This is a genomic window from Rickettsia sp. Tenjiku01, from assembly GCF_001653015.1.
In the GTDB taxonomy this organism is placed as follows: domain Bacteria; phylum Pseudomonadota; class Alphaproteobacteria; order Rickettsiales; family Rickettsiaceae; genus Rickettsia; species Rickettsia rickettsii.
In genome coordinates this window covers 47,595-68,879 of the sequence record NZ_BCMR01000010.1, presented here as the reverse complement: position 1 = coordinate 68,879, position 21,285 = coordinate 47,595, and the positions used below count along the sequence as shown (strand labels likewise).

Sequence of the window (21,285 nt, the reverse complement as noted above, 5' to 3'; positions counted from 1 at the left end):
AAATTAATGTTAAAGTTTATTGTCTTACTGTATGACTCCTTATGTCATTCCCGTAGACTTTTTATGTTATTCCCGCCTACGCGGGAATAACATCGAAAGCCTTAACGACAAGACTAAATTTTACTTCCGACTGCATAATATCTAAAACCGATTTTTTTCATTGCTTCATTATCTAGTATATTTCTAAGATCAATGATTATCGGCGATTTTACTAAATCATAAATTTCTTGCCAATTAAGTTCTTTAAATTCTGACCATTCAGTTGCAATAACTATAATATCTACTGATTTACAGGCGTCAACTGCTGAATCTAAATATAGCAAATTTTTATGTTCCAAATTCTTTTTAGCATTTTCAAGACCGATAGGATCAAATGCTTTAACATATACATCTTTATTTAATAAGATCTTTACAATTGCGATGGCAGGGCTTGCTCTTACATCATCTGTTCCTGCTTTATATGTTAAGCCTAAAATTGCTATATTTTTACCTTTTAAATCTCCGTCTAACAAAGTAGCTATTTTATCTACCATATTACTTGGACGCTGCTTATTACTTTTAATTACTGCCTTAAGAATCCTACAATCTATATGATGATTTTCTACAAGATTATTTAATGCTAGAATATCTTTTGGAAAGCACGAACCGCCAAAACCAGGTCCTGCATTTAAAAAATTTTTACCGATTCTTTGGTCAAGTCCTACACCTTTAGATAAATCTTTAATATTACCGCTGATTTTTTCACATAAATCAGCCATCTCATTAATAAAAGCAATTTTGGTAGCTAAGAAACTATTTGAAGCATATTTAATAAGTTCGCTCGTCACTAAATCGGTAACCACAAACTTTGCACCTTGCAAAGGTGCATAAATTTTTCGCAATATTTCCTCTGATTCTTTATTATTTACACCGATAACTATACGATCAGGATATAAAAAATCTTCTACCGCACTACCCTCTCTTAAAAACTCAGGATTAGAAGCAACATTAAATGCAAAGCCTCTTGATTTTAAATAAGCTATAATATTACTGCAACTACCCGGCGGAACGGTAGATTTTATGACTATTAAACAATCTTTATTTATATGCTGCTCGAAAACTTTATCAATAGCATCATAAACATATTTTAAATCCGCTTCTCCCAACCCTTTTGAAGGTGTACCGACCGTAATAAATATTGCATCAGCATTTTGAAGTTCATTATTATAAATATTTGTAAATTTTAACCTATCAGATTCTAAAGCTTGCTTAAGATACTCATCAAGTTTAGCTTCATAAATCGGTAATATTTGCTTATTTAATTTGGATATTTTAACCTCATCATTATCAAGACAAGTAACATTATGACCTAAATAGCCCATAATAATACCTGAGACTAATCCCACATATCCGCTACCGATAAATGTAATATTCATAATTTTTTGTGATTTTTATATTAAATTTTTAAATTATACGTTATATTCCAAGTGTATACCTCAAATAAATGAAGCGTAGTATAGACGAAGCTCAATTTCAAAAAGTGCAAGAAGTCCACAAGACTAGGAACAGAGCGTATACTTAATACGTGAGTACCGGAGTACTTGTAGGATGACGTAGCCAATTTTTGCAGTTCTATCCGAGTATATAAAGCTTTTATCATATTTCAATAGATTTACAAGCTCAAATGAATTTTATTAAAAAAACCTTTATTAGTATTTTTATAATTCTGATTTCATTATCTTTGGCTATAACTCTAACTGTTTATAGTGCAAATAAAGGACACTTAAATGAACCTTTGAAAAAAATAATTGAATTTTATTTAAGTAAAAATGATATAAAGGCTGTACTACATAATTTAGCATTTAAAGAAAACCGATTATCCATAGATAAAATTTCCTTAAGTCTTATAGATAATGCTAGAGGAGAAATTAACGATTTTAATCTTTTCTTTAATTTCAAAAATTTCTTCTCTAATTCGTTAATAGAGGCTAATTTTAATATCGATAAAATTTCCGTAATTTCAAATAACGATGAAGAGATTATAAATACTTCAACGACCGGTGATTATTCGTTAAATATAATTAAAAAAGATTCCCTAACGGACATACGACTAACTTCAATAAAAAGTGATATCCTCACTGATGAGCAAGGAGCAGACTTACCTCTAGGAAATGCTTTATGCTCATATAAAACCACCTATTCTAAAGATAATCCAAAAACTGTTAATTGCAAACTCACCTTTGGAAACAAAGCTTTTTTATCACTAAGCGGTATAATAACCGATAAAAATATCGATGCAAGTGCAGCTGCCGCAAATATGCCTTTAATAATTTATCAAACAGTCGAAAAAATCATTCCGGATAATCCTATAATCTCATATTTACGAGAACATATAAAACAAGGTTACATCCAAAACGGAGAATTAAATATTAAATTAGATAAAAAATTTTTAAAAAAAAATATTTTAGTAGAAGATAATTTAAAAGCAAATTTACATATCTCAAATTTTGAATATAAATATCATACAGATTTACCACCTTTGACTAAAGTTGATACTAATATAATCATTTCAGGACCGGAAATAAAATTTCTAATTAATGAAGCATATAGCGGTAAAAGTGTCATTTCAGACGGTATTATGACTTTCAAATGGGAAGGACTGGATAAATCACAATTTGTTTTTAATGCTACTGCTAAAGGTGAAATTAATGACTTAATTGCCTTTGTTCCAAATGATGCATATCAAAATATTAAAGCTCAAAATATTGATCTTAAAAAAATCAAAGGAACGGCAAATTCAATAATAGAGCTAATAATTCCTATTAGCCCCAATATCCCTAATAGCTATAATGTTTTGTCGACATTAACAAATATCTCTCTTAACACCTTAGACAATAATATCCTATTACAAAATGGTGAAGCCAAAGGTAGTCTTAAAGATAATAAACTAAATATTAGCGGTAAAGGTAACATTAATAATTATGCAAGCAACTTTACTTATGATCATGATATATCGGATAAAAATAATGAGTGTTTACTTAAAATAAAAAGCAATATTGCAGCAAATAATCAAAGATTTGGAGTATTGAAATTAATTTCAGGCAGCACCGTTTTAAATTTTGAGTATAAAAAACAGCATAATAATGAGAGTTTTATTACCGTTAATTCTAATCTTAATAATTTAGAATTTTATATAGATAAAGTATCTATTCATAAAAAATTATATAAAAAAGCCAATTTATATTTATATACTAAATTAAATGATAAAAATTTCGATAGAAATATTGTATTTAATCTTTCAGGGCAGGATAATCTAAAAATTAACGGTAATGCCTTAATTAAGAAAAATATTTATAATATTAATCTAGCCTCTGTTAAACATAATCATACGGATTTAAAAGGAAACATAATCATAGATAACCATAATCTTAATACGGCACTTTATGGAAACAGATTAGATTTATCAAATGCTAATATGATGCAGTTTTTAGAAAAAGCGGGAGATTCTACACGTAATATTAATTTAAAAACTAATATATCAAAAATACTTTTAAAGAATAATATAATTCTAGGTAATCTTGATTTAGCAATTAAATGTGATAAAGTGCGGTGTTTCTCCGGCTTTCTAAATGCTAATATTGATAATAAAAAAGTTAAGATGTCGCTTACTGCTAAGGAAACTTTTGAACAATGGTTCATTGAATCCGATAATGCCGGAGCATTGCTTAAGGGACTTGGAATGTATACCACTATGCAAAACGGTCAAATTAACATCAACTTAAATACAAAAAGATATGAAGTAAAAAAAGGTGAAATAGTGCCAATATTAGACGGCAAATTTTCTATAAAACATTTTACGGTAGTCGATACTCCTTTTTTAACACGGCTTGTTTCCTTTGTTTCGTTGCCGGGTTTTCTTAGTTCAATAACTAATAATAAAAATATTTTATTTGAAGATATGAGCGGTAAATTTAATTATAGAGGAAATATAATTACAATTTTTGATACGGAAGCACATGGACCGTTCTTTGATTTTACTATGACAGGTAATATTGATACCAAGCAGCAATTAATTATGGTTAAAGGAAATGTTATTCCTTCCTTTTTCTTAATCAGCACTATTGTAACTAAAATACCGGTAGTCGGTAAAATATTTTCCAAAGTCGCTCCTTACTCCCTAAAAATGAAATATTAAGTAACTATTTAACGCTATTAGATTTCGTGTACAAAATTTTTAATCATTCCTTTATGTCATTCCTACGAGGCATTATTGCGTGTGTACCTAATCGTCATTGCGAGCGACTGAAAACGTTGTTGCATGGCTCAAAAAACGTGTTCGGTGTCATACCATGGCTTGACCACGGTATCCAGAAAACAACTAAAAATACTAACAATATTAGTATTTTTAACTGGGTCCTGCTACAAACTTGCGGGATGACAGAAGTGGAAGCAAGCCATGCAACAAAGCCACAACTGCAAGGAGCATGGTGGCAATCCAGAAATAATAATAGAATATTCTGTAAATCAGAATTTTTTAATGGATTGCTTCGTCGCAACTTACAGTTTTTCCTCACAATGACGTTGAAGATCAATTCATGCAAGAATGACATAAATAACCATACATATTTAATCGGTATTTTACTTTTAGGCTTAATTTCCGGTCTTACGTTCAATTTAATTTTTTTTACAGTTCCATATCAATTATCCGAAGCAAAATACACCACTGATATAATAGGTTCGATATCACTAGCTGCCTTTCCGTATTGCTTAAAGGTCATATGGTCACCTTTTATAGATAAATACTCTATACCTTTTTTATGTTCTAAATTCGGTCACAGGCGTGGCTGGGCATTGGTATCACAAATATTTTTAATCCTAGCGATGACGGGGTTCTTAAACATAAGCCCTTGTAATAACTTATATATTACTGCAATTATCTTATTTATTATTTCATTCTGCAGTTCTACACAAGATATTGTACTTGATGCATATAGAATTGAGAGACCTACATCTAAAGAAGAACTTTCAATGGCTTTTACCTTTAGTAGCATAGGGTTTCGTTTAGGTATGTTACTTGGCAGCGTCGGTACTTTATATTCATCAATTATTTTCGGCTGGAATACAGTATATCAATCGGCTCTATTCATTACTCTAATTGGCCCTATAGTAATTTTATGTATCAAAGAACCACAATCAAAAGAAATACACCATACAACTACTCATTTAATAGGATTACAACAATATTTTGAAGTTATTAAAAAAAGTATTATCTCCTTAAAAAATGAGCAGCAATCTTTACTGCTAATTATATTGTTTATCTTTTTATATAAGGCTGCGGATTCTATACCTATGGCTATGAGTTCGCCGTTATTGCTCGATTTAAGTTTTACTACTCATGAAATTGCCGTTATTTACAAAGCTTACGGGTTACTAATCATGATCGTCGGAGGAGCTTTAAGCGGCATTTTAGCTGCAAAAATGGGTATATTTCATAGTGTCTTAATTGGTGGAGTTATTCAATTATTGTCACCTCTTATGTTTATGATTCTTGCTACTATCGGCTATGATATAAAGACATTTATAATAACTGTTACAGTACAAAATTTTTGTGCAGGCTTTGCAGGAACTATTATCTCTATCTATTTTGCTAGCCTTTGCAATAGTGAATTTGTTGCCACACAATATTCTATTATTGCATCTTTTAGCTCGCTTAGCCGTATTATTCTAGCTAGCCTTGGCGGTATTTGTGCAAAATATCTTACTTGGCCTGTATTCTTTTTAGGTAATACTCTGTTTAGCATGTTATTTATCCCGATATTTTATAAAATATATAGAAAGAAACTAGGCTTTGTGAATATTTCTAAAAAGATATGACAATTATTAAAAAAAGTTTATAATATTGATATATATATTTCTGCGAAATGAAGAGTCAGAATTTTTATGAAACTATATAGTTTTCAAGAACATTTATTAGAATTAAAAATAAGGCTTCTTAGAATATTTACTGCTTTTATAATTATATTTGCTATTTGCTATTATTTTAGCAACAATATTTATAGTGTTTTATTAAAACCGCTTGCTAAGCTAAGCGGTGATACGGTACGAAATATAATTTATACAGGGCTTACAGAAGCATTTTTTACCTATATTAAACTTGCAGCTTTTACTGCTTTTACTATTATTATACCTATAATTGCTTTGGAGTGTTATTTATTTATCAGTCCCGGGTTACACCGCCATGAAAAAAAAATTATCGCTTTTATTCTTTTTATGTCGCCTATTTTATTTTGGTGCGGTAGTATTTTTGTTTTTTACTTTGTAATGCCGAAAGCTTGGAATTTTTTTCTTAGTTTTGAAAAACGTGATATGATCGTACCGATAGTTTTGGAAGCAAGAATTAGCGAGTATCTAAATTTAGTTATTCATTTAATTATTGCTTTTGGAGTCGCCTTTCAACTGCCAGTTGTGATAGTGATATTAAATATACTAAAAATAGTTAAGGTACAAACACTTAAGCAAAAAAGATGCATTGCCGTGGTAATTAACTTTATTATTGCAGGAATATTAACGCCTCCTGACATTTTAAGCCAGTTTGCTCTTGCAATACCGCTACTTTTATTATATGAAACTTCAATAATGATATGTAATTTTATAGAAAAACTGAGGACACTAAATGTTAAATATCAAATGGATTAGAGAAAATAAAGAATTGTTCGATGAAAAGCTTAGCCAAAGATTTATTGAACCTATGTCTAGTAAAATTGCTATGCTCGACGGAGAGAAAAGAAAAATTACGAGTTTAATTCAAGAATTTCAGCATGCACGTAATGTAAAATCAAAGATTTTAGGTAATATGGCCTCTAAAAGCGGCGAAGAATTTGAAGGGTTACAAAGAGATGTCAAACATATAAATGAGAAGTTGGAAGCACTTGAACAGGATCTAAATAATAATAACGAATTAAATGAACTATTAAATATGTTTCCTAATATTCCAGACGAAGAAGTACCTTACGGAATGGATGAAAGTATGAATAAATTAGTTCGTACTTACGGAGAGACAAATCCAAATGCTTTGAATAAACAGCATTTTGAACTAGGTATAAAATTAAATTTAATGGATTTTGAACAAACTGCTAAAATTTCTGGAACTAGATTTGTAACGTTAAAAGGTGATTTAGCAAAGTTAGAACGTGCTTTAATTAATTTTATGATTGATGTTCATACTAAAGAGTGGGATTTCTTTGAGATATCACCTCCGGTATTAGTTCGAGATAATGCTATGTATAATGCAGGACAACTACCTAAATTTGCCGAAGAGTCTTTTGCAACAACCAATGGTTACAGACTAATTCCAACCGCAGAAGTATCTTTAGTAAATATGGTCGCCGATACTATTGTACCAAGAGAAAAATTACCGATACGTTATGTTGCTTACACCCCGTGCTTTAGATCAGAAGCAGGTAGTAGCGGTAGAGATACAAGAGGTATGATTAGATTACATCAGTTCGGTAAAGTTGAGCTAGTATCTATTACTACCCCTGAAGAATCAAAAAATGAGCATGAATATATAACTAATGCATCAGAGACTATTTTACAAAAACTGAATCTTCCTTATCGTGTTATGTTACTTTGCACCGGAGATATGGGATTTGCGGCAAAAAAAACCTATGATATAGAAGTATGGCTTCCGGGACAAAAGCGATATCGCGAAATTGCTAGCTGTTCTAATTGTGGAGATTTTCAAGCACGTAGAATGAAAGCAAGATATAAAGAATTCGGCAGTAACGAAACTACCTTAGTTCATACTTTAAATGCTTCAGGATTACCTATCGGAAGAACTATGGTTGCAATACTTGAAAATTATCAGAATGAAGATGGATCAATAACTATACCGGATGTCTTGATAAATTACATGGGAGGATTACAAAAAATCATTGCCTATAGTGAATAATTGTTTATTAAATATAAAGTTTCTAGTTGTTGTTAAATTGGCTTTGTTGCAATGGCTCTTATGTCATTCCCGCTTTCGCGGGAATGACATCGAGTAGAGGCCTACGGCTGCTCGCAATGACGCCTCTAGCATCCACGCAAGCAAAGTGTATTAGTATATACTCCTATGAAATGAAGAGTTATTATACGAAGTTCAACTTGGAAAAGAGCAAGGAGTCTGTAGCCGAGGGGCGGAGCGCATACTTAATACGTGAGCATCCGAGGACTTACAAAGACGACGTAACCAATTTTTCAAGTTGAACGAGTATACAAAACGATAATTTAAATTCAGGTTATTTGTGTTTAGTGGTTTACGAAAATTTGACAAAGATATATATAATTATAATGCTCCTAATTTTATACCTATAGCATGTCATTATAATGAAAATACTTTACTTACCAAAGACGGTAAATTACTACAAATTATCAAAATACACGGCATTACCTCAGAGAAAATAAGCGATAACATACAAAATTTACGTGAAATGGTTAGAGTTTCTATAAAAAAGAATATAACCGATTATGATTTTGCTTTTTGGCTACATACAATACGAGAAAAACAAAACTTAGACGATTCAACTCCTTACAAAAAATTATTACCGGCAAATATTCATACCTTATGGCAAAGAAAAAACCATTGGAATGATAAATTCGTTAATACTTTATATATATCTATAGTACATGATTCTGCTAAAGTTAACATCACAAATTTTAACTCTTTAATAAATTCTTTATCTAATAAATTAATTACTGATTTTGAAAATAACTACTTAGATTCAGCTTTTCAAAAATTAGACAATATCACTAATAATATTTTAAATGATTTAAACGAATTCGGTGCTGAAAAACTCGGTATAATATTTGAAAATGATAATGTTTTTTCTAATCCTTTATTTTTATATAATCGCATAGCTAACCTTAATAATAATGATTGTTTGGTACCTATAATAGATTTATCCGATGCCATAGGTAGAAGTATTTATACAATTAGCAGCGATAAAATGGTAGTTACGGATCATGAGAAAAATAATAAATTCGTTTCTTTACTATCTATAAAAGAATATCATGAAACTCCTTCTAATACACTGGATAAATTTTTACAGTTACCGATTGAATTAATAATAACTGAAATATTTTACTTTGTTAGCAAAAAACAAGTAATATCCAAATTGCGTGGTCAAGATTATATTCTAAAAATTACTAACGACTCAACTTTACTTAATCACAAAGGGATTAATAAGCTTGATGCAGCTAATTTAGATTTTCAATTTTGTAATCAGCAAATTTCAATTGCCGTTATAGAAGAAGATGAAAATAAACTAGATGCAGCCGTAGCTAAAGCATCAACCGAACTTTTTAAACTTGGTATTATTCATGTAAAAGAAGATATTAATATTGAGCAAATATTTTGGTCGCAATTACCTGCTAACTTTGCCTTTATACGTAGAATGTCGCCATTATCCGTAGAACATATTGCTTCTCTTACCGCTCTTCATAATACTACACTCGGTAATCAATATAATCCTTGGGGTAAGGCTATAACTTTACTGCGAACCGAGAAAGGTACTCCATATTTCATGAATTTTCATGATAAAACGAATAAAGGTAATACTTGCATCTTTGGTACGGGGAAAACCGGCAAAACCGTATTATTGAACTTTTTAATATCAGAATCGACTAAATACGATCCAACAATAATTTATATCTCTAATAATAATGATTCTAAAATTTTTATCGAAGCAATAGAAGGCAAATGGTTAGAACCGGACAAACAAATTATCAATCCATTTTTAGTAGATGATACAGAAAAATCACAAGCATTCATTTTAGAATTTTTAAAATTAATCAGTGGTCATTATATTTCACCTCTTAGCGAAATAGAGATATCCTTTCTAGAGAACTTAAAAAATAAAATTTTATCAATTGAAAAAGAAAAACGTATTTTTTCCGATATTTTAAAATTAGAAGATTTTAAGGAGGAAGGAGGAATACAAATACTTGATAAACTTAAAGTTTTTACCGAAGAACAATTATATTCCGGATTATTTGACGGATCGTCTCTTAAAATTGAAGAAGGGAAAGTCATAGGGTTAAATTTATATAAACTTTCTGATGAGCCGTTTTCTAAACAATTTTACCCGACGGAGAGAAAATTTTTAGAACAATTTAATAATAATTTAAAGAAACACCAAAGTATTAGTGCAGCAGTAATTTATGCTTTTACTTATCATTTAAGTCTAGTTGGCACAAAACCTAAAATATTTGCTGCCGATAATTTTGATAAACTTTATAGACCTGAGATTTATTATGATAATATAAATTTAATATATAATAATTTATCTCAAAATAACGGTATTTTCGTCAGTAATTTCAATTTTATTTATCTTAAGTCATATCCAAAATATACTATAAAACCTTGGCTTGATTTAATTAATACTAAAATTATTCTACCGTCTGACGTTAAAATAGAAGATTTAGATAAAATTTTAGGTTTAAGCGAGCCGGAAATACGAAAATTATCACAGCTAATACTTTCTGCAAGAATGTTCTTAATTAATAAGGATAATGAATCGATAGCTTCTGAATTAAGTATTGCCGCTTTAATAGGAGTTGTCCGTATTTTATCAAGCAGACAGGAGGAAATGGATATTTATAAAAAAATACTTGAACAACACCAAGGTCCTTCGGATAATTGGGTTAATTACCTATATAATGAGTTAAATAAGGACTAATATTTCACTCTGTCATCCCGTGATTTATTATGGGATCCAAAAAAAATTAAAAAGGACTGGATCCCGCTACAAGCTCGTGGGATGACAATAATTTATTATGAACTATAAAAATAACGAGCATAAAGAATACTCAAAGTGTTAAAAAAATATTTACTATTTTTCTTATTTTCATTTTTCTCATTTAATGTATACGCATCTATTTGGGATGATATAGTCACTTGTCTTAGCGATCCATGTAATTGCGGTCAAAGTGAGAGAACAGAAATTTGGAATAAGGATGGAGGCATCAATGCAAAGCCAAGAGGACCTTTTAAACCAGGCACATTATGTCCTCCTTGGAATAAAAGCGACGGTCGTAATAATGATACTTGTTTATTAAAATTTGATTACCCAGGTACATTTATCGGTTTTTTACTCAATAGATGTGCAGAAGAAGCCCCTGATAGTAGTTACTTTACTCCAAAAATTCGTATTAGAGTTCAAAGCTGTAATGCCATAGCTTGTTGGCACCAAAACTCTACTTTAAATTGGGATGGAGAATGTGTAGTATGGCCTACAGGTTACGGTATACCTCTAACTAGAGTCTGTGCTAGAGTTGCCGTACCGGATATGCCTCCACCTCCCGGGATAAATGCCCCACCTTCCCCTGCAGATCCAGGTTATACCGATGGAGTACATCTCAATAAAGTCGGTTATACAGAAACTGATAATAAGATAATCGGTGTAGACGGAAAAATAGTTACTTTAAAACCTCCTAAACTTTGTGCTTATAGCGATCCTGGACTTGTTAACCTTGTTTCAGATTCCGGTGCACATCTTGATCCGATGGACTGGAATCCTAATCGTCAACCTCTTCATCGCACTAACGAACTTAGCCCTATTGCAAAAGTATTAAAATTTTTAGTTGAAACGATAAAAGGAGTAAGTTTACCAAGTTTATTAGGGCAGCTTCTTGGTATGATAGATCAAAATTCAGAATTTATAAAAGTACTTCAATCAATACTTAATGCAATAGGAGAGATTTTTAATTTTTTTCCTGCTTTAATAATAAAAATTATTGAAGCACTTGGGTCATTAAACGGTTCTGTAGATAGCTATTCTTTTGGTTGTGTACAATTACCTTTAGGGCCTTTTCCACCACCATATTGTCCAAATTTAGATTATATTAGCATTAATGCGAGTGCTCATAATGTATGTAGCATAAAAGATGCAAGCGGCCAGTTTGACCAATCTTCTACTAGTCCGGCTTGTGTAGTGCCATCTAATATTAATGTTAAAAACAATATTGTTAATAATACCATACGTGTTAGCTTTAGCAATCTTGTTCCGCTTTGCACGAGTTCTCGCTCTGACCTCAAAACTTGTGTAAAACCACGTAATATAGATTTTTCTTCAGCAAAAATTACTCATACTAATACGGCTTTTAAAGATTTAATTAAATCGTGTAAGAATACTTCAGGCAACACTCCATGTATTAATACAGAAATTTCTACGCCATGTAGTGTTACGGCTAACGGTTGTAATGAGGGATTTAGAATAGTATATTCGCAGAAAATTGGAAATGTAGAAACACCCAGCGATTACTACATAAGCGATATACCGGACTGTCCAAGTTCTAATTCAACTACCTGTCAAAAAGTGTGGGGAGTTAATATCGGCGAATTTAAGGATGTAAGCGTAAAATTTCCTGAGGTACAAAAGCAAGATACAACTAGCTTAATGCCTATAAAGACAGATGTCATCTTAAAAGACAATAACGGTAAAGATAGAAAGCTTTATGTCTCTATTAGTAATACCGAAGACGATAAGCAAAATCCTAATAATATTTGCTTATTTGAGTCCGGTAACTTAATAGATTGCGTACCGCGAGTAAATCATTCTTACAGCTTAGCTGTTTATGAATGTGCAAAGCAATATGCCGGAATTACCTGTACTAATAATAATAGCAATCCCAACGATGCTTATTATAAACCGCAATTCATTGCGTCAGTACAAGTAAGAGAAGGCAACAATATCATAGATGAAACAAGCACTCTTGTAACGCCGTTAGCATATGCCGGACCTCCACCTCCCAACCCCACTGACACAGAAAGCATAGTAATGCTTGCCGGTTATAAGTATAGTTCTTCCGTTGCGTTTATACCTAAAGATCCAAAAGAAGATAAATATATTGCTATGCCGTTTTCAGGAGAGAATGCTCTAAATCAGTTGACTATTCACGGTAAATATAAAGACGATAAAGCACCTTATGATAGTAATGGAAATCCTGACTCAAGTGCGGTATATTTAAAATATTTAGAATATATAAACGGTAAATATATCCAAGGTGGAACGCATGCCTGCTTGATGCCAAAAAATTTCCAACATTGTAACCCTATGCTGCGTCCTACTTTACCTGATGGATCACCTATGCCCGGTTACAATCATGACTCAACAAATTGTGTACTTGCTAAACTCAACAACAACGATACTATAAATTGTAAAGATTTTAAAAATAAATATAACGTTAAATATCCAAATCTTGGCTTATGTAAAAAAGATATAGATCTAACGCGCTGTACTCTAGAAGAAACAGTGTCAGGTCCAGGAAGAGGTATTACAATTTATACTTGCAATATAAATAAGATTCCGAGTAAATGCTATACCAATAACGATAAGGCTAATACTCCAATATGTGTTTTAAGTAAGGATTATACAGATAGAATCGAGCCGAAACCTAATATAGGACCAATATTAGTACCGGTAGATCCTTCAAAATATTATACAGTGACATATACAAAAGGAGATAACAATACTCCTCCTGAGCCAACATATAAAGCTGAGACTGAGGATGTAAGAGATAAAACCTGGCAAGAGCTAAATCTTTGTGCTCCTATATTAGTACCTACTTGTGCTAAAATTCCTAGCACAGAGAAAGCTCCTTCCGGTAACAATCACGGTAATGCAGAATGGCCTGAAAGCGATATAGGAGAACTTACAAAAGGAAAATGCCCGACGAATTGGATACCTATTGATCCTAATAAACCTTTAGAACGCCATTGTTTATCATATTTTGATAGAAAGGTTGTCGAGTTTGAACCTTTAGGCCACAATGTCGGCTGTAGAAAATTTAAAGGATTCCCCATAAAAGTTGATTATAACGACTTTCCATCAGACCAATTACTTGAGACCCCTTATAATCCGATAACTAAAATAGGTGACTATATCTTCAACAAAAAACCGGTACCACATGAGAACATTATGGCATTTCCAAAGGATGGAGGACGTATAGCTGCAGCAAATAAACCGGACAATACAATATTACATACTGTAGAATTCAAAGTAACTTTAGATGCAATAATGGACGATATTGAGTATTTTGCAGTAAAAGATTTATGGTATGATGATTGCACATTAATATATGTCAACGGCACAAAGTTACTTAGCTTCCCTACTAACATTGATTCTCTAGATGAGAAAAGGTACTGTAACAATGGAAATGACCAAGGTCAAGCATTACAAGCTAAAAACTTACCGATTGATATAAAGCGTTATTTAAAACAAGGAGAAAATACTATAAGATTCCAGCTAAGAGTTATGTTTGATGGAGGACTATATTTCCACATGCAATATAAAATGAAGAGATAAATAAATGAGTTGGATTATTTTTTATACGGTAATCGCTGCTTTACTGATTCTCGATTTGGGAATAATACACAAAAAAAATACCATACTGAGCTTTAAAGAAAGCGTACTTTTTAGTCTTTTCTATCTTGTAATAGCTTGTTTATTCGGTATCTATGTTTACTATAATACGGGGGCAGATCATGCTCGTGAATATTATACTTGCTTTCTCATTGAGAAAGCTATGTCACTTGATAATATTTTTGTTATCTCTATTATTTTCCAATTTTTTAAAATTCCCTGGCAATATCAACATCGTGTTTTATTTTTCGGTATAATAGGCGTAATAATATTCAGAGCCGTAATGATTTACGGCGGTATTATTCTTTTAAATAAATTTTCCTGGTTATTATATATTTTTGCCGTAATACTTATTGCTACAGGTATAAAAACTTTTTATGTATCACATAAAACTTTTGATATACAGAATTCTTATATTTACAAATCAATAATAAAAAATCTAAATATTACCCCTAACCTTGAAGGAGATAAATTTGTTGTTAAACGTAATAACAAACTATATTGCACCCCCCTTTTTATATCTCTAGTACTGATAGAATCAATAGATTTAGTCTTTGCTATAGATAGTATAGCGGCAATATTCGCAATTACTAATGATGTTTATATAATTTATACTTCAAATATTTTTGCTATTTTAGGGCTTAGAGCGTTATTCTTTTGTTTAGCAGAAATTGTAGAACGTTTCAGTTATATAAAATATTCTTTGGCTTTAATTTTAATATTTATCAGCTTTAAAATATTTATTCATCATTATATAGCGATTCCGGCATATGTTGCGTTCACTGTAACTATTACTTTATTACTATTTGGTATAATTGCTTCCATAATTAGGAAAAATATGATTGACCATTAATAAAGGGGGTATATAATATTTTTTTATTTTTTAAGCAATTATAATGATAAAATTACTAAAATTATTTTTTATTACTATCATCATTTTTAATAACATTGCTTTCGCAAAAGAAACAGGGTTCTATATAGGAGTAGAAGGCGGAATAGTTGAACCGGTCGTTAGTAAATTCCGACATAAACACTCAAATACCGAAATAATTTTAAAAAAATCAAGTATGTATAGTGGAAAAATAGGCTATATAATATATCCACAGATAGCTATTGAATTCTCAGCAACTTATCAACCTAAATATAGTCTGCATTACGTATTACCTGAGCAAAATTTAAGTAATGGTCTCACTATTCCTAAAACCCCAGGTAATACTACCGTATTATCAAATATATATATGCTAAATCTTATTTATGATTTAGAAAAAATAAAAACTTTCACACCTTTTGTAATACTTGGAGGTGGAATAGCACAAGTAAAAGTTAAGCCTACCTCTTCTAGGTGGAGTGTTATAAATAGCGATTATTTTAAAGTAAGAACAACTCATAAAAATTGTGTTGCTTGGCAAGCAGGTCTTGGAATTTCACAAGATGTAACTTCAAATTTAAGTATTGATGCAACTGCAAAATTACAAACGGCATATAGAATAAGAATTAATTATGATACGCTTGATATGAAAACGGGACAATTCGTGCCAGCAAATCCTATCAAAAAAACTATAGCCGTTGGAGAATTTGGCATAGGATTTACTTATAGATTGCCATTTTAATAATTCTGTGAAATATTTATATGAAAGCTACAATGTCATCCCGCGGGATGACACGAATAATTCAACTACATAAGGGAAAAATATGTCTCCAAAAGCTACTAACTCTTCTTCTACCCCTAACGGTCATGATAAGATGGCAAAAAAACCACATTCCGCACAATCCGTTGTTAACGGTGCGATTTCAGATCATAATACTTATGATGAAATACCGTATGAAAGCTACCCATATGCTCTTACAAATCCTTATCACTTAAGTACACTTGCAACTCTTTTCGGTGTAAATGCTCCTGAAGTCGAGAATGCAAAAATATTAGAGCTTGGTTGTGCAGCAGGCGGTAATTTAATACCACATGCAGTTCTTTATCCAAAAGCTTATTTTGTTGGGGTTGATTTGTCTAAGGTACAAATTGACGAAGCAAATAAAAATGTTACAGCACTAGGATTAAAAAATATAGAGTTCCATCATTGTTCGATAACTGATATTAACGATTCTTTCGGTAAGTTTGATTATATAATTTGCCATGGCGTAATTTCTTGGGTACCAAAAACCGTTAGAGATAAAATTTTTGAAGTTTGTAATAAAAATCTTAGTCCAAACGGAATAGCATATATTAGCTATAATACCCTCCCTGGCTGGAATATGGTCCGTACTATTAGAGATATGATGATGTATCATTCTAGCTCATTTGCAAATGTACGGGATAGAATAGCTCAATCTAGATTGTTACTAGAATTTGTTAAGGATAGCTTAGAAAACTCTAAAACTCCTTATGCAGAAGCATTAAAAACCGAAGCAGAGCTACTTGCTAAACAAACCGATCATTATTTACGTCATGATCATCTAGAAGAAGAAAATGCTCAATTCTACTTCCATGAATTTATGAATGAAGCAAGAAAGCACAATTTACAATATTTAGCCGATTGTAATCTTTCGACTATGTATCTCGGTAATATGCCGCCGAAAGTAGTAGAGCAGTTAAAAGCGGTAAACGATATAGTTAGAACCGAACAATATATGGATTTCATTACGAATCGTCGTTTTAGAACCACTTTACTATGTCATAGTGATGTGAAAATTAATAGAAATATTAACAATGATGATATAACGAAATTTAATATAATCTTTAATATAGTGCCTGAAAAACCACTCAAAGCAGTAGATCTTAATAATGCTTCTGAAAATTTAAAATTCTTCTTAAACGGCAATCAAGACTCCAACTTAACAACTAGTTCGCCTTATATGAAAGCTATTTTATACACTTTCAGCGAAAATCTAAATAATCCGTTAAGCTTTGAGAAAATAACCACTGAAGCTAATAAAAAGCTACATAATACTAAATTAAACGAAATCAAAGCTGAGCTTTTAAATAATGCAATGAAGCTAGTACTACAAGGTTATATTAGTATTACAAATCAGAAGCATCGAAATAACCCTGAGATTGATAAGCCTAAAACAACAAAAATGGTGATACATCAAGCAACCCATACACCTTCTATGTGGGTTACAAATTTAAAACATGAACCGATCGGCGTTAATTTCTTTGAGAAGTTTGCACTTAGATATATGGATGGTAAACATGATAAAAAAGCAATCATTGAGGCTGTACTTGGTCATGTAGAAAAAGGCGAGCTAACTTTAAGTAAAGAAGGTCAAAAAGTAGAAAACAAGGAAGAAATACGCAAAGAACTAGAAAGCTTATTTATTCCGATGATCAAGAAATTTTCTTCTAATGCTTTGTTGGTGTAGCCAATTTGCACTCTGTCATACCGTGGTCTTGCCACGGTATCCATGATACTAAACAAAAATTGTTTATTGATTCTCCTACGCCAATGGCGTATAATTATTATGAGTAAAAAACTGATTTCAGTTGTTGAGCTTCCAGAGTTTCAAAAATTCGCTAAGAATAATTTATTTTTACTACAATGAAAATATGTCGGTATTTTTAATAACCGGTTTTATAAAAAATAAGATGGAAAATATTAATCATAATAGTTGTAATGAATTAAAAAAACTAACTGAAGAATTGATAAAATTATATGTCGGACGAGGCAAAAATAAATAATCAAAATACTAATCAAACCGACAAAAGTATATTAATTGGAATGCAAGAGGCTGTTTTATACACTAAAGGAAAAGTAAATAAACATGATATAACATCATCTAATATAGACGCGCATGAAGCAAGAGATAAGTTAAAATTAACACAACAACAATTTGCTACAACATTTGGAGTGAGTGTTGCAACTTTAAGAAACTGGGAACAAGGCAGAAGATTACCTACCGGAGCTGCAAAATTACTTCTTAAGATTATTGAGAAAGAACCTAATGTTGTAAAACGAGTTTTACGAGGATAAAATAGAGCTAAGACACAACCTATATAAACACCATGCCTATATTTTTTTATTTATTTGCAACATTAATAACTATCAGTAGCGTATGCGTTGTCTTAAGCAAAAATTCCGTATATTCGGTATTATGGTTAATTTTTGCATTTATCAACGGTGCAGGGCTTATGATTTTGCTTGAAGCAGAATTTTTAGCTATGATGCTGATAGTGATTTATGTTGGAGCTGTAGCAGTATTATTCTTATTTGTGATAATGATGCTAGATATGCATTTTAATAAGACAATAACGCAGCTAAAAGCAAATCTAGCTTTAAGTATTTTTATAGCTTTGATTATGTTTGCCGATTTAGTAATAATTATTATACTTGGTACTAAAAATATTAATTTCAACTCCAATGTATCGTTTACCATAACAAATAATATCTCAAATACTAAAGCAATAGGAGGCATACTCTACACAGACTTTATGCTACCGTTTCAAATGGCGGGCCTTATATTATTTGTCGCTATGATTGCATGTATTACGTTAACACTAAAGAAGCGTGAGGGAGTAAAACATCAAGATATATCAAAACAACTACGTCACAATAAAGAAAATACCGTATTAATGACAAAGCCTATTCTAAATAAAGGTGTTGAGAATATTAAATATGAATGAATATATTTCGCTTAATCATTATTTAATCTTAAGCAGCTTAGTTTTTACTATCGGAATGTTTGGATTATTTATGCATCGCAAAAATATTATCAATATATTAATGTCTATTGAGTTAATGCTGCTTGCAGTTAACATAAATTTTGTTGCATTTTCCGTATATATGCAAGAATTATCGGGACAAATTTTTAGCATTATAATCTTAACCGTAGCAGCTGCCGAAACCTCAATCGGGCTTGCAATATTACTAATATATTTCCGTAATAAAGGCTCCATTGAAATTACCGACATTAATCAGATGTGGGGATAATGATGTATCAAAATATTTGCATAATGATCATCATGTTACCGCTTGCATCTAGCATAATAAACGGGTTATTCGTAAGGGTAATAAACAAAAAATTAGCGCAAGTAATTGCAACCGGCTTTTTATCTTTATCTGCCTTATTCTCATTAATAATATTTTGCGATGCAGGCTTAGACGGGAATATAATCCATATTAAATTATTACCATGGATTGAGGTTAGAAATTTTAAAGTAAATTGGTCGATTTATATCGATCAGCTAACTAGCATAATGTTTATAGCCGTAACATGGGTGTCAAGCATCGTGCATATCTACTCGCTTGGCTATATGGCCGAAGATAAGGGGATTATACGCTTCTTGTCTTTTCTTTCTTTATTCACTTTTTTTATGTTAATGTTAGTATCTAGCGATAATTTCTTACAGTTATTTTTCGGTTGGGAGGGCGTCGGCGTTTGTTCATATTTACTAATAGGTTTTTGGTATTCAAAAGAATCAGCCAATAAAGCAGCGATTAAAGCTTTTATAATAAATAGATCCAGCGATTTTGCTTTTATCTTAGGCGTAATGACGATTATTGTTTATTGTGGCTCAGCAAATTACAAAGATGTATTGTCATCTGCAGAATTATTATCTAATATAAAAATATTTTTACATTTTTCCATTCTAGACATTATTTGTTTATTATTATTCATCGGTTGTATGGGTAAATCTGCACAGATCGGTTTACATGTATGGCTTCCTGATGCGATGGAAGGACCGACTCCGGTATCTGCACTTATTCATGCAGCAACCATGGTAACGGCAGGAGTATTCTTAGTAGCACGCTGCTCGTATTTATTTGAATATAGCCCTTTAATTCTACAATTTATTACGATTATCGGCGGTGTTACTTGTCTTTTTGCTGCAAGCATTGCTATTATGCAAAGCGATATCAAGAAGATTATTGCTTACTCAACTTGCAGTCAGCTTGGTTATATGTTCATGGCGTGCGGAGTATCTGCCTATAATAGCGGAATATTTCACTTAGTAACTCATGCCTTTTTTAAGGCCTTATTATTCTTATCAGCCGGCAGCGTAATACATGCCGTTCACGAGCAGGATATTTTTAAAATGGGTGATTTAAGAAATAAAATGCCGGTAACTTATGGCAACTTCTTAATCGGCTCACTTGCACTAATAGGGATTTATCCTTTGGCAGGATTTTACTCTAAAGACTCGATTTTAGAAGCGGCTTATAGTAGCGGCTCGTTTATGTTTATTTTTGGAATAGCAGCAGCAATACTTACCGCTATTTATTCAATGAAGATTATTATGTTGGTATTTCATGGCAAAACTAAGCTAGAAAAAGATGTTTTTGAGCATGCTCACGAACCGGCTAAAGTAATGAATAATCCACTTATATTACTTGTCGCCGGGAGCTTTTTTAGCGGTATGATCGGCTATTATTTACTTGCTATGGACAAACCAAACGGTTATTTCCATGCAAGCCTATTTAATTTACATATTTATAAATTACTAATTAGCCACCCGCCTTTATATATTAAGCTACTACCTATGGCAGTCGGTATAGTGGGGATTGTTACTGGAATTTACTTATATAAGTCAAGTACTGTTATGTCATTCCCGCAAAAGCGGAAATCCAGTAAAAATATTAAAAACGCCTGGATCCTGCGGTCAAACCGCGGGATGACACCCTTTGTATTAATTTCCAAAATATTACGCAATAAATATTACTTCGATGAAATATATAATTGCTTAATTGTGAAACCTATTAACTGTTTAGCTTCTTTATTTTATCTTGGCGATCAGCAAATAATCGATCGTTTTGGACCAAACGGTTTTTCACGAGTCGTTAATTGCTTTAGCGTTCTTACCGGCAAAATACAAACAGGATATGTTTTTAATTATGCTTTGTATATAGTATCATTTATTGTTGTAACAATTAGTTATTTTGTTTGGAAAAACATAATGTACTGATGTTAT

General features: G+C 31.5%; 15 protein-coding genes. 14 read left to right on the top strand and 1 reads right to left on the bottom strand.

Annotated elements, in window-relative coordinates:
* Window positions 1-113: 113 nt before the first annotated feature.
* On the bottom strand, window positions 114-1,415 hold the full coding sequence (locus TENJIKU01_RS03925) for a UDP-glucose dehydrogenase family protein (protein ID WP_064429284.1): 1,302 nt from the start codon (window positions 1,413-1,415) through the stop codon (window positions 114-116).
* Between the two features lie 248 nt (window positions 1,416-1,663).
* On the opposite strand from TENJIKU01_RS03925, the gene TENJIKU01_RS03920 reads away from it, so the two are divergent.
* The 14 genes from TENJIKU01_RS03920 (at window position 1,664) to nuoL (ending at window position 21,279) form a co-directional block, all read left to right on the top strand.
* The gene (locus TENJIKU01_RS03920; RefSeq protein ID WP_064429283.1) at window positions 1,664-4,174 is read left to right on the top strand and encodes an AsmA-like C-terminal region-containing protein; all 2,511 of its coding nucleotides are present in this window, start codon (window positions 1,664-1,666) and stop codon (window positions 4,172-4,174) included.
* A gap of 26 nt (window positions 4,175-4,200) precedes the next feature.
* A complete protein-coding gene (locus tag TENJIKU01_RS03915) occupies window positions 4,201-5,853 on the top strand; it encodes an MFS transporter (RefSeq protein WP_172795037.1) in 1,653 nt (550 codons plus the stop codon).
* Between the two features lie 66 nt (window positions 5,854-5,919).
* On the top strand, window positions 5,920-6,675 hold the full coding sequence (gene tatC / locus TENJIKU01_RS03910) for a twin-arginine translocase subunit TatC (RefSeq protein ID WP_064429281.1): 756 nt from the start codon (window positions 5,920-5,922) through the stop codon (window positions 6,673-6,675).
* Window positions 6,653-7,930: a serine--tRNA ligase gene (gene serS / locus TENJIKU01_RS03905; RefSeq protein ID WP_064429280.1), complete on the top strand. Its 1,278-nt coding sequence runs from the start codon at window positions 6,653-6,655 to the stop codon at window positions 7,928-7,930. The genes tatC and serS overlap by 23 nt, the downstream gene beginning before the upstream one ends.
* 337 nt (window positions 7,931-8,267) lie before the next feature.
* Window positions 8,268-10,700, top strand: coding sequence for a VirB4 family type IV secretion/conjugal transfer ATPase (locus tag TENJIKU01_RS03900; protein ID WP_064429279.1), 2,433 nt, complete (start codon window positions 8,268-8,270; stop codon window positions 10,698-10,700).
* A 135-nt stretch (window positions 10,701-10,835) separates the two neighbouring features.
* Complete coding sequence (locus tag TENJIKU01_RS03895) at window positions 10,836-14,327, top strand: hypothetical protein (RefSeq protein WP_064429278.1); 3,492 nt, start codon at window positions 10,836-10,838, stop codon at window positions 14,325-14,327.
* Window positions 14,328-14,331: 4 nt separating this feature from the next.
* On the top strand, window positions 14,332-15,237 hold the full coding sequence (locus TENJIKU01_RS03890) for a TerC/Alx family metal homeostasis membrane protein (RefSeq protein WP_064429277.1): 906 nt from the start codon (window positions 14,332-14,334) through the stop codon (window positions 15,235-15,237).
* Window positions 15,238-15,280: 43 nt separating this feature from the next.
* Window positions 15,281-15,994 (top strand): outer membrane protein, encoded by a 714-nt coding sequence (locus TENJIKU01_RS03885; protein ID WP_064429276.1) that lies wholly within the window; start codon window positions 15,281-15,283, stop codon window positions 15,992-15,994.
* 82 nt (window positions 15,995-16,076) lie between these two features.
* A complete protein-coding gene (locus tag TENJIKU01_RS03880; protein ID WP_064429275.1) occupies window positions 16,077-17,741 on the top strand; it encodes a methyltransferase regulatory domain-containing protein in 1,665 nt (554 codons plus the stop codon).
* A 184-nt stretch (window positions 17,742-17,925) separates the two neighbouring features.
* On the top strand, window positions 17,926-18,057 hold the full coding sequence (locus tag TENJIKU01_RS10215; protein ID WP_255374201.1) for a hypothetical protein: 132 nt from the start codon (window positions 17,926-17,928) through the stop codon (window positions 18,055-18,057).
* Window positions 18,032-18,349 carry a helix-turn-helix domain-containing protein gene (locus TENJIKU01_RS03870; RefSeq protein ID WP_064429274.1) on the top strand — a complete coding sequence of 106 codons (318 nt, stop codon included), beginning with the start codon at window positions 18,032-18,034 and terminating at the stop codon, window positions 18,347-18,349. The genes TENJIKU01_RS10215 and TENJIKU01_RS03870 overlap by 26 nt, the downstream gene beginning before the upstream one ends.
* A 32-nt stretch (window positions 18,350-18,381) precedes the next feature.
* The gene (locus tag TENJIKU01_RS03865; protein WP_064429273.1) at window positions 18,382-18,999 is read left to right on the top strand and encodes an NADH-quinone oxidoreductase subunit J; all 618 of its coding nucleotides are present in this window, start codon (window positions 18,382-18,384) and stop codon (window positions 18,997-18,999) included.
* Window positions 18,992-19,306 carry an NADH-quinone oxidoreductase subunit NuoK gene (gene nuoK / locus TENJIKU01_RS03860; protein ID WP_012151334.1) on the top strand — a complete coding sequence of 105 codons (315 nt, stop codon included), beginning with the start codon at window positions 18,992-18,994 and terminating at the stop codon, window positions 19,304-19,306. Before TENJIKU01_RS03865 ends, nuoK begins: the two co-directional genes overlap by 8 nt.
* A complete protein-coding gene (gene nuoL / locus TENJIKU01_RS03855; RefSeq protein WP_064429272.1) occupies window positions 19,306-21,279 on the top strand; it encodes an NADH-quinone oxidoreductase subunit L in 1,974 nt (657 codons plus the stop codon). Before nuoK ends, nuoL begins: the two co-directional genes overlap by 1 nt.
* The last annotated feature ends 6 nt before the right edge of the window (window positions 21,280-21,285 follow it).

Coding starts and splice junctions, on each gene's coding strand:
- TENJIKU01_RS03890 (WP_064429277.1), top strand. CDS start 14,332: ATGAGTTGGATTATTTTTTATACGGTAATCGCTGCTTTACTGATTCTC.
- TENJIKU01_RS03920 (WP_064429283.1), top strand. CDS start 1,664: ATGAATTTTATTAAAAAAACCTTTATTAGTATTTTTATAATTCTGATT.
- nuoL (WP_064429272.1), top strand. CDS start 19,306: ATGATGTATCAAAATATTTGCATAATGATCATCATGTTACCGCTTGCA.
- TENJIKU01_RS03870 (WP_064429274.1), top strand. CDS start 18,032: ATGTCGGACGAGGCAAAAATAAATAATCAAAATACTAATCAAACCGAC.
- TENJIKU01_RS03885 (WP_064429276.1), top strand. CDS start 15,281: ATGATAAAATTACTAAAATTATTTTTTATTACTATCATCATTTTTAAT.
- TENJIKU01_RS03880 (WP_064429275.1), top strand. CDS start 16,077: ATGTCTCCAAAAGCTACTAACTCTTCTTCTACCCCTAACGGTCATGAT.
- nuoK (WP_012151334.1), top strand. CDS start 18,992: ATGAATGAATATATTTCGCTTAATCATTATTTAATCTTAAGCAGCTTA.
- TENJIKU01_RS10215 (WP_255374201.1), top strand. CDS start 17,926: ATGTCGGTATTTTTAATAACCGGTTTTATAAAAAATAAGATGGAAAAT.
- TENJIKU01_RS03865 (WP_064429273.1), top strand. CDS start 18,382: ATGCCTATATTTTTTTATTTATTTGCAACATTAATAACTATCAGTAGC.
- tatC (WP_064429281.1), top strand. CDS start 5,920: ATGAAACTATATAGTTTTCAAGAACATTTATTAGAATTAAAAATAAGG.
- serS (WP_064429280.1), top strand. CDS start 6,653: ATGTTAAATATCAAATGGATTAGAGAAAATAAAGAATTGTTCGATGAA.
- TENJIKU01_RS03925 (WP_064429284.1), bottom strand. CDS start 1,415: ATGAATATTACATTTATCGGTAGCGGATATGTGGGATTAGTCTCAGGT.